The sequence below is a fragment of the Clostridium drakei genome (genome assembly GCF_000633595.2).
GTDB lineage: Bacteria > Bacillota > Clostridia > Clostridiales > Clostridiaceae > Clostridium_AM > Clostridium_AM drakei.
This window is the reverse complement of sequence record NZ_JIBU02000074.1, coordinates 15,117-30,337: the sequence shown is the minus strand read 5'-3', so window position 1 is coordinate 30,337 and position 15,221 is coordinate 15,117. Positions and strand designations below refer to the sequence as shown.

At 27.1% G+C, this 15,221-nt stretch carries 11 protein-coding genes and 1 pseudogene; 11 read left to right on the top strand and 1 reads right to left on the bottom strand.

Annotated elements, in window-relative coordinates:
- A pseudogene (locus tag EG57_RS26605) lies at window positions 1–633 on the top strand (hypothetical protein); the annotation flags it as partial.
- Window positions 634–910: 277 nt separating this feature from the next.
- Here EG57_RS26605 and EG57_RS0224045 read toward each other — a convergent pair.
- Window positions 911–1,162 (bottom strand): hypothetical protein, encoded by a 252-nt coding sequence (locus tag EG57_RS0224045; protein WP_032079615.1) that lies wholly within the window; start codon window positions 1,160–1,162, stop codon window positions 911–913.
- Between the two features lie 253 nt (window positions 1,163–1,415).
- On the opposite strand from EG57_RS0224045, the gene EG57_RS0224040 reads away from it, so the two are divergent.
- The 10 genes from EG57_RS0224040 (at window position 1,416) to EG57_RS0223995 (ending at window position 15,196) form a co-directional block, all read left to right on the top strand.
- Complete coding sequence (locus EG57_RS0224040) at window positions 1,416–1,835, top strand: CBS domain-containing protein (RefSeq protein WP_032079614.1); 420 nt, start codon at window positions 1,416–1,418, stop codon at window positions 1,833–1,835.
- A 92-nt stretch (window positions 1,836–1,927) separates the two neighbouring features.
- Complete coding sequence (locus tag EG57_RS0224035; RefSeq protein ID WP_032079613.1) at window positions 1,928–2,431, top strand: TspO/MBR family protein; 504 nt, start codon at window positions 1,928–1,930, stop codon at window positions 2,429–2,431.
- Window positions 2,432–2,766: 335 nt separating this feature from the next.
- Window positions 2,767–3,546 carry an ABC transporter ATP-binding protein gene (locus EG57_RS0224030; RefSeq protein ID WP_032079612.1) on the top strand — a complete coding sequence of 260 codons (780 nt, stop codon included), beginning with the start codon at window positions 2,767–2,769 and terminating at the stop codon, window positions 3,544–3,546.
- Window positions 3,547–3,550: 4 nt separating this feature from the next.
- Window positions 3,551–5,188: a hypothetical protein gene (locus EG57_RS0224025; RefSeq protein WP_032079611.1), complete on the top strand. Its 1,638-nt coding sequence runs from the start codon at window positions 3,551–3,553 to the stop codon at window positions 5,186–5,188.
- 474 nt (window positions 5,189–5,662) lie between these two features.
- Entirely contained in the window at window positions 5,663–6,913 is a 1,251-nt protein-coding gene (locus EG57_RS0224020; protein ID WP_032079610.1) for a hypothetical protein, read from the top strand.
- A gap of 41 nt (window positions 6,914–6,954) precedes the next feature.
- Entirely contained in the window at window positions 6,955–8,043 is a 1,089-nt protein-coding gene (locus EG57_RS0224015; protein WP_032079609.1) for a hypothetical protein, read from the top strand.
- 26 nt (window positions 8,044–8,069) lie between these two features.
- On the top strand, window positions 8,070–9,248 hold the full coding sequence (locus EG57_RS0224010) for a hypothetical protein (RefSeq protein ID WP_032079608.1): 1,179 nt from the start codon (window positions 8,070–8,072) through the stop codon (window positions 9,246–9,248).
- Window positions 9,249–9,255: 7 nt separating this feature from the next.
- Window positions 9,256–11,931, top strand: a complete 2,676-nt coding sequence (locus tag EG57_RS0224005) for a GAP1-N2 domain-containing protein (RefSeq protein WP_032079607.1) — start codon at window positions 9,256–9,258, stop codon at window positions 11,929–11,931.
- 36 nt (window positions 11,932–11,967) lie between these two features.
- Window positions 11,968–13,365, top strand: coding sequence for a TRAFAC clade GTPase domain-containing protein (locus EG57_RS0224000; RefSeq protein WP_032079606.1), 1,398 nt, complete (start codon window positions 11,968–11,970; stop codon window positions 13,363–13,365).
- A gap of 79 nt (window positions 13,366–13,444) precedes the next feature.
- On the top strand, window positions 13,445–15,196 hold the full coding sequence (locus EG57_RS0223995) for a VWA domain-containing protein (RefSeq protein ID WP_032079605.1): 1,752 nt from the start codon (window positions 13,445–13,447) through the stop codon (window positions 15,194–15,196).
- The last annotated feature ends 25 nt before the right edge of the window (window positions 15,197–15,221 follow it).

The window sequence follows — 15,221 nt, the reverse complement described above, 5'->3', positions numbered from 1 at the left end:
GAAGGAATACAAGGTCCACAAGGAGAGCAAGGAGATCCAGGCGAACAAGGTGAAAGAGGCGAAAGAGGTAGAAGAGGAAAGAAAGGACATCATGGCTGTATGGGAGAAAGAGGCCCAAGAGGAAAGAGAGGCAGAAAAGGAGAATGCCCATGCATTAAACAAATAAGAAATATATTAGAGCAGATAATAAAGCTATATCCAACATCCACTATTACTGTAAATTATGAGAATAGTGGATCAGCATCAGGAATACCTGTTGAATTGCTTCCAAAAGGAAAAGATAGCAGTATTTTTGTGTTAGAAAATTGTGAAGGAACTATAACTCATAGAATTGATATTTGTAAGATAGCATCTATAGTTTTAGGTGGAACAGATTCTTTTATTAAGAATAATGGAAATGTTAAAATAAAATTTTTAGAAGAACCAGTTGATTGTAATTCAAATAATAGTGCTGATTTTGAGTCAAATTTAAGAAAAATTTTCATGGAATTAGCAAAAACAGGAGAAGAAGTTATAGTAAGAGCAGGTGGAATAGATCTAGAACAACAGTCAGTAATTATAGCAGCTTATGAAGTGACTTTATTAGGATGCAATGCAATAGTATCTAATTGTTATGTAGAGGATATTAAATAAAAAGTGGTTTCAAAGTGTAATGTAATCATTAAAATCTTAACAAATTTAAGAACTAAATGATAATTAAAAATGTACAATTTATAGTGAGGGAAAGCAGAACTCCCTCACTATTTAATCGTATTTGCTTAACATTAAATGTTAGTATAAATCATACCTATTAATTAAGTAACATTATAATGTATAACAAATAAAAAAACTTCGGAGAAAAAACCCGAAGTTTTTATAGGACTACGCTAAAATAATGTTAAGTACTAGACAATTTTAAATAAAGTTTAGGCTAGCATCCACAGCCGCATCCGAAGCCAAAAGGAGAACAAGAATTAAATGGGAAACATCCAAAATTTGGGAAACAGCAACTGGAATAGCATCCCCAATATGGGAAACAACATCTGCGGCGTCTGTGGTGACCTCTAAAACCTATATCTTCATCTTCAAAATTTTCTTCAGAATTGAAACCTTCATCTTCATCCCTTAAAAAATAAGGATATGGCATAGGATAGTAAGGATACATAGGATAATAAGGATACATTCAAATTCCTTCCTTCAAAAATTATTATAGTATATACTATGCTGTGAGTAAAAAATTGTGATTAGAAAAATCATATTATTTGATTAATAAAATATTAAAAATTAGTTTATTGAGTTTTTTATGATTAAGAAGTATAATGTATTTGCAACTATATAGTATAGTAATAAAAATACCTAAAGATGGATTTTATAAAAAATTATTCATTTAGAGTTTAAAATGCATATAAATACAAAGGAAAGGTAGATGAGGTAATATGAACATAGCGTTTTTCTTGACTCCTAAAAATGAAGTAGTTTGTGAAAATATAAATTCAACTATGAGACAAGCTCTTGAGAGAATGGAATACCATAGGTATACAGCTATTCCGATTTTAGATGATGGTGGAAGATATATAGGTACTCTTACAGAAGGAGATTTGCTTTGGAAATTAAAGAATACTAAAAACTTAGATTTTAAAGACACAAATAAAATAAAAGTAAATGATATACCAAGAAGGATGATAAATAAACCTGTTCGTATCGATTCTAATATAGAAGATTTATTTTATACTTCTGTAAATCAAAATTTTGTTCCTGTTGTAGATGATAATGAAATATTTATAGGGATAATAAAGAGAAGTGATATAATAAATTATTGTTATGAAAATTTTTTAAAAATTAAGGAAACGGTATAGTTTATTTAATTAAATAAAAAAGATTAGTATTAAATTTAGCTTATGCATAAAAAATTCTTTAAAATAATATAATTGTTTTAAGGAGTGGTTTTATGATTTTTAATATATTCAAAGTAAATGAAGATAAAAGTATAGTTAGTCTTATTATAAGCATTATAATATCAGAGGGGATTGGAATATTTAGTGCCATTTTAGGCATGTCTAATTCTAAAACTTATATGAATTTTAATAAACCTTCATTTTCGCCGCCAAGTTGGGTATTTCCTATAGTATGGACTATCTTATTTTTTCTTATGGCTATAGCTGCTTATAGGATATGGATAAGAGGAAAACAGGGTGAAAATATTAGAAAAGCATTAGAATTATATGTTGTTCAATTAATGCTAAATTTCTTTTGGACAATTATATTTTTTAGATTTAGACTTTATGGAATAGCTTTTTTTGAATTATTAGTTTTACTGATAGCTATTTTGTTGACAACTTTTGAATTTTATAGAATTGATAAAGTATCTGCTTATTTAATGATACCATATATAATTTGGGTGTCATTTGCAGGCGTGTTGAATTATGCAATATGGATGCTGAACAGAATATAAAAAGCTGGATAGAAAGGTAGAGAGATTTAAATTTATGCAAATCTTTGTACCTTTTTTTCTATTGAATTAAAATAATTAAAATCCACATTGTAATATTAAGTGATTCTTAGATTTAGGTGGAGTTTGCTTGTGAGTAATACTTATCTATATCTGAGTTTTATAAGAACTTGTTCAGGCATCTAGAAGTTCTTATCCTCTACTTGAAGAATATGAGGGTATTAGCAATTTTTTGTAGTTATTTGGTTTATTATTGTATATATTAAATATAAATTGTTAACTAGGTAATAATATGGTAAAATCTACTTAATATTTAAGGAAAGGTTAGGGATGCTTTTATGAATGAAATTGCCATAACCATAAGAGACTTAAAAATGAATTATGGAGAAAAACAAGTATTAAGAGGAATAGATTTAGATGTATATAAAGGACAAATTGTAGGATATATAGGACCTAATGGAGCTGGAAAAAGTACAACTGTGAAAATAATGTTAGGACTTTTAGAAGGATATACAGGACATATAGAAATTTTAGGATATGATATATCAAATGGAAGTGTGGAATATAAAAGAAAAATAGGTTATGTTCCAGAAGTTGCAGAAATATATGACAATCTCACAGCAAGAGAATACTTAACTTTTATAGGAGAACTATATGGCTTAGATTATGAAGAAGTTGAAGAAAAGGGAAGAAAACTTATGAAAATATTTTCATTAGAGGAAATGTACGATTCTAGAATGTCATCTTATTCTAAAGGAATGCGCCAAAAAGTATTAATAATATCAAGCTTGCTTCATAACCCGGATATATTATTTTTAGATGAACCTTTGAGTGGGTTAGATGCTAACAGTGTTATGGTGGTAAAGGAAATATTAGCAGAGTTAGCATCACAAAATAAAACTATATTTTATTCATCTCATATAATGGATGTAGTTGAAAAGATAAGCAGCAGAATAATATTGATTAATGGTGGACAAATAGTTGCTGATGGAAGTTTTGAGGAATTAAAGAATAAATGCAAAGAAGGTTCTTTAGAAGAAATATTTAATCAACTTACAGGATTTAATGAACATAGGGAAATAGCTAAGAAATTTGTATCTATAGTTCAAGGAGAGTAGTAACATGAAAGATTTTAAAGTATTAAAATTTTTAGATAAATTTAAAGGTTTCTTTGAAAAAATTGGAGTAGACTATTATGTGATGAGAAAAATACTTCAAGTTAAGTTTATTATGGATGGAAGAAGAATTCCTACAGCCATAGGTAATTCTTCAAAAAAGAAAAGAGAAAATAAAGATGAAAATAATTTTATAAAATCTCTATGGGTCTATGGATTAATTGGAATATTTATAATTCCTTTAGTATGTTTTGGGAAAAATTTCATGTTTCAAATGAGTTTTGTTTTTGGAATATTAATGTTCATGATTATGACTTCTCTAATTTCTGATTTTTCTTCTGTGCTTTTAGACATTAGGGATAAAAATATTATAGGATCAAAACCAGTGAATAGTAAAACTTTAAGTATGGCAAAAACTATACATGTACTGATTTATATGTTCTTTATTACCATTTCTATTTCTGGGGTTGCATTAATAACATCATTAATAACTAATGGAATTTTGTTTTTTTTAATATTTTTGTTTGAAATAATTCTTATGGATTTATTTATAGTGGTAATTACTGCTTTGTTATATTTATTTATATTAAAATTTTTTGATGGTGAGAAGTTAAAAGATATGATAAATTATATTCAAATAATTTTATCCATATCCATAGCAGTGGGATATCAGTTAATAGGAAGATTGTTTAACTTTGTGAATTTAAATGTAATATTTACTCCAAAGTGGTGGCAGTATTTTATAGTTCCAATGTGGTTTGGAGCACCCTTTGAAATGTTGCTGCATAGAAATTATAATATCTATTTTATAATATTTTCAATACTTGCAATAGCTGTTCCTGTGATTTCTATAATAATATATGTAAAGTTGACACCTGCCTTTGAAAGAAACTTACAAAAATTAAATGATAATAGTAATAAGGCTAAAAGAAAAAATAAAAGTGTTTTAAATATATTATCAAAAATAGTTTGTTTTAATAAACAAGAAAGAATATTTTTTAGATTTGCTTCGGATATGATGAAAAATGAAAGAGAATTCAAACTTAAAGTTTATCCATCATTAGGATTTTCTTTGATATTTCCGTTTATATTTATGCTAAATGATTTAAAATACAAAGGATGGTCTGGTATAGTTTCAAGTAAAATGTATTTAAATATATATTTTTGTGCAATATTGCTTCCTACAGCAGTTATGATGATAAAGTATTCAGGTAAGTATAAAGGCGCCTGGATTTACAAAATTATACCTAATAAGGATATATCAAGTATATTTAAAGGAACCTTAAAAGCTTTTATTGTTAGGTTGCTTTTACCTGTATATTTTATTGAAGCTGTAATATTTATGACCATATTTGGAGTTAGAATATTTCCAGATTTAATTTTAGTATTTTTGAATATAATGTTGTTTACAGTAGTGTGTTTTAAAGTTACTAAAAAGGCACTGCCTTTTTCAGAAGGATTTGGTGTGTCACAAGGAAGCGAAGGTTTGATTGTAATTCCACTTATGATAATGCTTGGAATTCTTGCTCTGATACATTACAATTATACAAAAGTAAATTATGGTGTATATGTATTTAGCGTTATTATATTAATAGTAAATATTATTTTGTGGAAAAAAGCATTTAACATACAATTGGAAAAATAAAAAATTAATATACATATGAAAATAGAGTTATATAAAAATAACTCTATTTTCATATACATAAATAAGCTAATAAGTAATATAACCAAGTGTTTATATAAGATGTAATATAAGTTATAATATTATAAGAATATATATAAATTATTATGTTATTGCAAAAAAATAAATATATGGACATAAAAGTATGAATGTTATTTATAGAGAATCAATTAACCGTAAAAAGCTATATGTTTTCTATATTGTAATGTAATTTTTTTATAAGAGTTAAGCAATTATTAAATAAAGTTAAGATTTTTTTAAGATTTTAGTAATAAGTATGTAACATAATGGTGATATAGTATAATAAAATTCATTTGACTTAAATTAGCTAAGTTCAAATATCTTTTAATTGCATGTTCATTGTTTATTAATAATTTGTTTATTCTTAGTAATTATAATATAATATGTAAACAAAATATTTATAGGGTGGATTTAAGGATGAATATTACAGATGTATTAAATGAAATTAATAAAATAAGTGAGAAAATTAAGGATAAAATTGCTCCATTAGAAATACTTAAAAAATTTAATGGAGGAAGATCTGGTGCTGGGGTATACATGGTAGAGTACGGAGATGACAATAGAGTTGGAATATTAAAGGTAACCAGCAGCAATGAAGCAGAAGTGTTTCATAAAGCATATAATATGGCATTAGAAAATAATATGCAGAAATATGTTGCTAAACTTATAACTAGCTATGAATTAGAGAATAGAGATGATTCTACTTTATATGTTAATTTATATGATTTAGCTGGTGATGACATATATAAAAGTGAAACATTTTTGGACAAAGTGCTTAATGAAGATGAATTAAAGGATAACATAATTTCAAAAATAAGTAAATTTCTTTTTTGTTGGAATAGAGAACATAGAAAAAAATATGTATCTCCTGTTGATATGGTTAAAAAGGAACTTTCATATAGATATATGGATAATAAATATGTTAAAGCTTTTGAAGATATAGGAGTTGATAAGTGTACCAAATGGATATCGCTAGATGGAACTGATACTATATTGCCTAATCCTTATTATTATTTTAATAACAGAAATATTTGGAATGGATTAAAAGTAGCTTGTTTAACTTCTTTAGCTCATGGAGACTTTCAAGGAGATAATATTATAATAACTGAAAATAAGCCTATTATAATAGATTTTTGTGATTTATTAGAAGATTGTAATGTTTTTCACGATTTAAGGTATTTAGAATCTATTACATTAGGAGATTGTTTAGAAATCGATAAAGAATGTAATAGAGAACTTTGGAGCAAAGTGTGTGAGAGTTTAAGTAGAGGATTGACAGAAGTGGAGATTCCTCAAGGGAGGGGAATGAGCCTTTTAAGACAGCTTATATCTAAGCTTAGAGCAAATGTTAAATTGATTGTTTCTGATAGCCGTAACAGTTTATATAATCCTTCATTTTATTTAGCAGGTATGTCATCTGGATTAATTAATATGAGAAAATACAAGGATACAAATAAGAAAAAGGCTGCTTTTGTATATGCAGCTTACAATTTGAAAATGTTTTTAAAGGATGAAGCTGTTAATATGTATGAGCCTAGATTAGATTCTTGTATGGTTTTTAATTGGAAATGTGATAAAAAAGAAAATGCATTTGTGCATTTAGAACCTATTAGTTCAAGAACCACTAGAAGAATTAATGTAACGGATAAAGTATTGAGTTTAACATAAATAAATATTTTTAATTACATTTTAAATTGGAGATGATTATTATGGACGGTGGAAAAGAACAAGAACTTCAGGAATTATCTGAAGAAATAGAGATAATTCTTTCAATTAAAGATGATATTTCACAGGATGAAGTGGAAAATTTCAAAGGTAAATTTTTATCACTATCTGAGTATGATATAAGAAAAAAAATAAGTGAAGTTACTAAAAATAATATATATTTAGAGGAATTTGAAAAAGCAAACATCAATGAGAAAATTGAGGATAACATTGAAATTAATAATATAAATGATGATGAAAAGAATACAATAAAACAACAAGAAAATAGTACTGCAGATTTATTAGTTAATAATGAAATTAATGTAGATGAAAAACTTAAAGAGATTGAATTTGAAAGTACTAATGAAAATGAAGAGTTAAAAGAAAAGATAAAATGTGAAGAAATTATTGATAAGAGTAAAGAGAAAAGTATTGAAATAGTGGATGAAAATAATATACCAGAAATTTCTTTTGTGAAAGCTGAAGTAAAGTATGGTCAGCTTTCACTGGAATGGGCATGGAATGAAAAAATAGATAAGATTTTAATATGCTATAGGATGGATAAATTTCCTGTGTCCCCCAAGGACTCAGCTGCATTTCAAGTTGTAGTTGCAAGAGAAAACAATATGGAAAAGGGAAATTACATAATAAATAAAGTGAATGAAGGAAATTACTACTTTTCAATTTATGTAATGGTAAATTATAATGGTAAAACATTGTTTTCCAAAGCTCAAAGAAGGCTTGTAGTAAATAAAGAACCTTCAGAGATATTTTATGAAATAAAGATAAAAAAGAATTTGTTTGGCAAGGTTAAAAGTGCAGAGTTACTTTTGAGTACAGATGAAAAGAAGCTGGATTTGCCTCAACTCGTTTTGATTGGAAAGTTTGGAAATATACCTATTCAAAAATCAGATGGGGAGCCTATAATAAATATTGATTATGACTCAGTTACTAGCGAAGATTTAATAAGTTTTGATATACCAATTGAAAATTTAAGTAAAAACATGTATGTAAAGCTTTTTTTTGTGGATGATAGCAATAGCAAACTGTATAGAATAGTATCACCTTCAAAGGAAAACTTACATTTTAAGTAGTAAAAGGAGTAAGGGAGATTAGTAAAATGAAATTGAATTTTAAAAAGAAGGATCAATATATATGTCCCTATTGTTTTTCAAAACACGATTTAAGTGATGTGGAGTTTATATGCAAAAATGATCTTCAAGAATGCAGAAATGCTAAAGAAGGGTTTCCTTTAAAGCTTAGAAGCGAAGATAATAAAAATGAAATGCCAGATCATATGTTTTGCAATGAATGCGGTGAAACTACAAATACAAAGATATGCCCTACTTGTCATATGGAATTGCCATATACCATAGGTAATTATGATGATTTAATATTTGCAGTAATAGGAGCAAAGGAAGCAGGAAAAAGTCATTATATTGCAGTGCTTATAGATAAAATAATGAATGAGATAGGATCAGCCTTTAATTGTAGTCTTCAAGCAATGAATGATACTACTATAACAAGATATAGAAATGATTTTTATAATCCTGTTTTCAAGAAAAATGAAGTGATAAGTGTAACTCGTTCTGCAAAAACGGATTCATCTGTAAAAACTCCTCTTATATATAGTTTAAGTTTTAGAGAAGATGGCTTTTTTGGAAAGTTTTTAAAAGCTAACAAAAAAACTAATGTGGTTACTATTGCCTTCTTTGATACTGCTGGCGAAGATTTAGATTCTGAAGATACTATGAAGACTGTAAATAGATATATATATAATTCTTCAGGAATAATCTTCCTACTTGATCCACTGCAGTTAGAAAAGGTAAGAGAAAATCTTCCTAAGGATACACCTCTGCCAGAACAGAATACGGAAATAGAAGATTTGCTTTCAAGAACAGGAAATCTTATAAGAAGAGCTAATGGAATTAAAATGGATAAATTGATAGATATACCTGTAGCTGTGGCATTTTCTAAAATAGATGCTGTAGAATCTTTAATAGACCCTTCCAGCTGTATAAATTATTCTGGAAAACATGTAAAAGAAGGCTATTTTGATTTAGCAGATTTTGAAGATGTAAATGGAACCATGGAGGCTTTAGTTAGAAGTTGGGGAGGAGAAAATTTTGCTAATCAATTAAGTTCTAATTTTAAAGATTATGCTTATTTTGGCTTAACAGCACTGGGATGTAATCCAGAAAGCAATAAAATTATAAAATTGAGACCCCATAGAGTAGAAGATCCATTTTTATGGTTACTATATAAGTATAAATTAATAAAAGGAGAAAAAAGGAAGTGATTTGCTTTTGAAAATACAACAACTTTTATATACTTCCTGCAGAAAAGGACTTTCTTCTGGTGCTGGATTTCAAACTTATTCCATGTCAAAGGGAATTACTGAAGAAGAAAGAAAAGAAATAGAAACTTACTGTGTGTATATACCACCAGATAATCTTCCAACACAACCTACAGAGGAAGAGATAGAAAAGCTATTTCCTTTATCCTTTTCATATTTTATATTAAAAAATGGTAAATATTGTATTCTACAAGGAAAGTACATAGGAAGGGATTATTCAGGAAGATACGGAAACTATATTTGTCATGTGTTAATATTCGATAAGCCTTGTGACTTTTATCCTATAGAATTATATAAATCTATAAGTTTTAGAGATTCTCTAACTTTAGAAGAACAAAATGCTCTTAGTGTAAATTATCTTCCAGAATTGGATCATATTCATTTGGGAAATGTAATATATTTTGACAGTATAAGCAAATTTTTTAAAGAAAATGGTATTGTAAAAAAAAGCAAAAATTTTAGAGAACTAATGCAGAGCATTGTAGATTTTAATAAAAGTGGAAAGAAAATAGTGTTTTGTGATAGTGCAAGCAGTATACCTTACTTAATAGGAGCAGTGGAAATGTCACTGCCTAAGAAGCTTTCAATGCAATTTACTTTTACTACTTATGCATGTAATCCAGAAGATACTAATTATTTACTATGTGCTGTATATGGCATAGGAAGTAAATCTAATTTTAACATTGGTCAAAATATATACAAATACAATGTTTTTAATTTTTTAGAAGATAGGAATAAGAATGTGAAATTCAATAGCAATTTTTCAAAATTAGCTGAAATTGGTTTTACAGTCTCAAAGGAAATATTCCTACCTTTTATAGACTTTTTAACTCAGTTTGAATACAACAAATTAGATGAAGATATAGATAATTGTCTTTGTTTATATAATATGGTAAAGAAGGGACTTGCAAAATCTGATGTGGAAAGTGTAAAAAAAGCAGTAAATTTTGCAATTAATTATAAATCTATTGAAGCATATAAACAGTTATTTTCTGAACTAAAGTGTAATTTAGAAAAGATAAGTACTGAAGTAGATGTGGAGCTTACAGAGATAATAACAAAATTTTTATTTAAAATGAGTAAGGAAACAGGTTTTATAGAACATAGAAAAATTGCTTATGAATTTTTCTTTAATTCTATACATTATCTTATTGTAGATGCAGAAGAGATATCTATAGATACAATATTAAACTTATATAAAAATATAAGAAGCTTAAATGATGAAGAATTTGTTAAAAAGTCTTTAGAAGAAGTTAGGATAAAGGAGCTTATAACCTATATGGAAGGTGCTAAGCCTAGACATGCAAAATTTTATTTTGAAGCTGTGCTTTGTGATGTAAAGATTTTTAATAGAAATCCTGTAGGAGGACAATTATTCAAATTATTTGATTCTCAAAGACAAGAAAACAAAACCTTAACCATATTTTTATATAAATGTTTAGGTATACTTAGAAAGTATCCTGATTATTTAAGAGATGTTTTAAATTTTTTTAAAGATGACTATGAATACACTGCTAAGATAGTACTTACAATTTATTGCAAGTGTATAGACAGAGATAATATTTTAAAGGAACTTTTAATAGGTTTTATCGTAGATAAAGGAAAAGAGAAAAAAGACTGGAAAAATAGAATGTATTTTTATATAAGTAAAGATGCAGGTGGAAGTGATTTTTTACTTAGTATATATGCTTTTGAATTAAGCAAAAGATTGATTAAGGAAAAGTTTTTTATAAATTACTGCAATGAAGTATTTAATACATTTGAAAATTATAAAAAGGAAAAGTTTAAGGAGGCTTTGAGTTTATATTTAAATTACTGCAAAAATGACGATATGTGTAGTGATGATATAACATTGGAAGAATATGAAGCTATCTTAAACTATATAATAGATAATTCACTTTTGAAATATATGGATAAGGATTTTATAAAAAAAGTTATTTTAATGTTTGAAAATAAAATTAATAATGAAAATCAGGAAATAGATGATTATATCTTAAAAAAGCTATTCAATGTAAAGAAACAATATAAAATAAAAACTTCATGCAGTATAATAGAACTTTCATATATTGGAAATGAATTAGAAAAATATGGTTTTAGACAATGTGATGATTTGTTGAAAAATATTAAATGTGATTATAAAGAAATGGGTAGGAACAACTATAAAAGATATTTGAAATGGTTTTTACCTAATATATGTATATATCTCAAGGATGATGTAGATCATGGCAAGGTTAAAAAAGCTCTATATTGTGTTGAGTATGGAGAAATCTATTTTGAACAGTATATAAAGGTAATTAAAGAAATTGTTTTAGGAAAAAAATATAAAAATTTATTAAAAAATCTCAATGTAAATCCATATAAGATACTTTTGGATTTTGTAATATTTACATTAAAGAATGTGTACAATGTGCAAAAAACTGCAGAGGAAGTTTTTAATAATGGAGTTATAGATATACTAAAGGAAGCTTCTGAAAAGAAAATAAAGGCATGCAGCAGGTACGTAATTGAAAAAACTAAGCGCTGCAAGGATAGAGAAGAAATTATGATTAGGTGGAGACATATTACAAAAACAGCTGTAAATATGGAAAAAGGACCTCTTTTAAAAATAAAAAATTTATTCAATTAAAAATTTCTTTGAAATTATGAAGTAGGAGATGGTGTTTTGGATGGCATAGGTGAAGTACTTGAAAAAGTTGTTAGAGCTTTTGCTTCTATAGGTGGAATTTTTGTGGGAATTGTTCAAGGCTTTATTAAATCCAGTTATAGCTATTTTAAGGGTATGAAATATATAGCTTATAATAATTATTCTGTAAGAGCTAAAGAAGAGTTTGATGAACCTGCAGAAGAAAAGTACTTTTTTTACGAACAATATGAAGATTTAAAAAATGCTTATCATAGTGCAGCTGCTGTTAATAAAGGAAATATTTTATTATATAAAAAAGCGGAGCAAGAAAATCATTGTAGTTTAGGAAGAGCTAAAGGTGCATTAGTTTCTATATATGTATTTGGCAATATTTTTAACATAAATTATTTTTTTATACACTTTATCATTATTACAATTATAAGTATTCCTATCTATGCTTTATATTTTATTATAAAAACTATTGAAAGTGTAAAGTCAAAAAAGGAAAGTACAGGAACCATTTGCACATACTGTTACAGTAAGTTTAATGTACCTTATTATCTATGCCCAAACTGTGGAAGAGTTCATAAAAGCTTAGTTCCAGGGCCTTATGGCATTTTAAAAAGAAAATGTAGTTGTGGTGAAATAATTGCAAGTGCCAACATAAGTGGAAGACATAGACTTTCTGCAGTGTGTCCAGTATGTTTGAAAAACATTGAAGTAAAAGAAATACCATCAGTATGTATAGCCCTTGTTGGAGGAGAAACTTCAGGAAAAACAACATTTATTTATGGTGTTATACATGAATTACTTAACTCTAAAAAATGGAATGTGGAATTTTTAAATTCAATGGAAAAAGAAAATTTTAATGATATAAATGAAGGAAATCGGAATTTAGAAGCTTTAAAAGAACATAGAAATCTTTATAATGTTTTTATAAGTTCTAAAGAAAATTCCAGTAAAAAATTATTGTATATATATGATGCAAAAGGAGAAAATTTTAATAGCATAAATGGAATAATGAACCAAAGGTACTATAAGTATGTAAATGGATTGATTTTTATTGTGGATCCTTTATGTATAGATGAAGTAATAGAAGGTGAGTTTGTTAAGAATGAATTTAAAGAACTTAGCAGTAAAAATATAAATATAAATGATTTGCTGGATCGTTTTATAATAAGTATGAAAAAGCTTTGTGAAATAGAAGCAGATGAGAAAATAAATGTGCCAATAGCTGTAGTAATTAATAAAATGGATTTAATAAATTATAATGGAACTGCAGTAGATTTTCTTAAATTGGTACGTGAAGAGAAATTTATAAGAAAGGTTCAGTATAATTTTTCAAGCTCCGAATTCTTTTTCACTGAGAATTTAAATTCTATTTCTAATGACATAAAAGCAGCAGAGCCAGTGAAATGGATTTTAAATAAAGTTTGATGTAGCAATTTGGTATTATTATAAAGTTATTATTTGTAAATATAAATTAGAATTTTATATATATAGGAGGTATACAATTTTGATAAGGAAAATTAAATCCATTTTAATTATAGCTGCTATAGTAATTTTTCAATTAGGAAATATTCCTTTAGTTAATGCGGAAAGTAGTAATACTTCTTCAAATTTAGATGTAGTATTTGTTTTAGATTCTAGTGGTTCTATGAAAGAAAGTGATCCTGAAGAAATAAGGACAGAAGCTATAAAAATGTTTTTAGATATGTCACAGGTTCAAGGAAATAAATTTGGACTTGTAGCTTATTCAGATAATGTAGTTAGAGAACATAATTTGGATACTATAAATTCAAATGATGATAAAGAAAGAATAAAAAACATGGCTTTAAATATTCCTCTTGGACAAAAAACTGATACAGGTGCTGGTATTTTAGAAGCAGTAAATCTAATGAATAGTGGTCATGATAAAAATCATAAGCCAGTAATAATATTATTATCTGATGGTAAAAATGATCCTCAAAGAAAAACAGAGGATTCCCTAAAAGATTTGAAAAGTTCAATAAGTACTTGTAAGGATAAGGGATATCCTGTTTATACCATAGGACTTAATTATGATGGCACCGTAGATAAAACACAGCTTGAAGAGATGTCAAATGAAACCAAAGGTAAAAATTACATAACTAGTACAGCAGCAGATCTTCCTAAGATTCTTACAGATATATATGCTGATAATTCAAAATTAAAGGTTCAGGATGGGGGAACTGTTACAGCTAATGGTGAATATCAGGATTTAAAAGTTAAAATTCCTAATTCCAATGTAATGGAAGCTAATATATCCATGATTTCAGACTCAAAGGTTGAAGTAAAACTTTTAGATCCAAAAGGAACAGAAGTTAGTATACCATCGTCTAATGCAGTTTTTACTACATCTAAAAAGTATTCAATGCTTAAAATTATAAAGCCTACAGAGGGAGATTGGACAGTTAAGGTTAAAGGTGTAAGTGGCAGTAATATAAAAGTAAATTACATATTTAATTATGATTTACAGCTGGAAGCAAAATTTACTCCTTCTTCTCCTAAAAATGGAGATAAGTTAAAAGTGGAAGCTTATCTTGCAAGCAATGGACAAAAGATTACAGATAAAGCACTTTATACAAATATGAAGGGTAAGCTTATAGTAAAAAATATGAAGGATAACTCAGTTAAAGAAGTAGATTTGGATTATGCTGAGGGTGTTTTTAAAGGAGAATATTCAATTCCAGATAAGGGAAAATATGAACTTAAAGTGAGAGTTGATGGAAATAGTCTTTACAGAGAAAGTACGCCTTTATTAGTTGGTGGTGATAATGCAGCAGCAGGTGGTTCAGCTGGAAAAACTAGTATGTTAAAAAAACCTGCAGTTTTAGGTGGTATTGCAGCTTTAGTTGCAGCTATTTTAATAGGAGGAGCATTAGCTTTAGTTAAAAAGAAGCGTGTTCAAGGTTTCGGCCGTGTAGAATTAAATATAAAAGATGAAAATACTGATGAAATGTTACCTCCACAGTTTAGAAATTTAGATGGCTATGTTGGAAGCTTTACACTTTTTGAAGTATTATCTCTTAAAGAAGAATATAAGGAAACTGAAGACATAAAATTTATATTCAAGAATGATGATAGTCTTGAAATTCTAAATAAATCAAAATGTGTTATACAAAAATCAGGAAGAAAGCTTGAAAATGGTGAAAATGGTGAAAATATAACAATGTATAATGGAAACAAAATAACAGTATTTTTAAATAATGTATCAAAAAGTATAGTTGTAGAGTTCCGAGCTAAGTAAGATTATAAAATATGGAGGAGTTAAT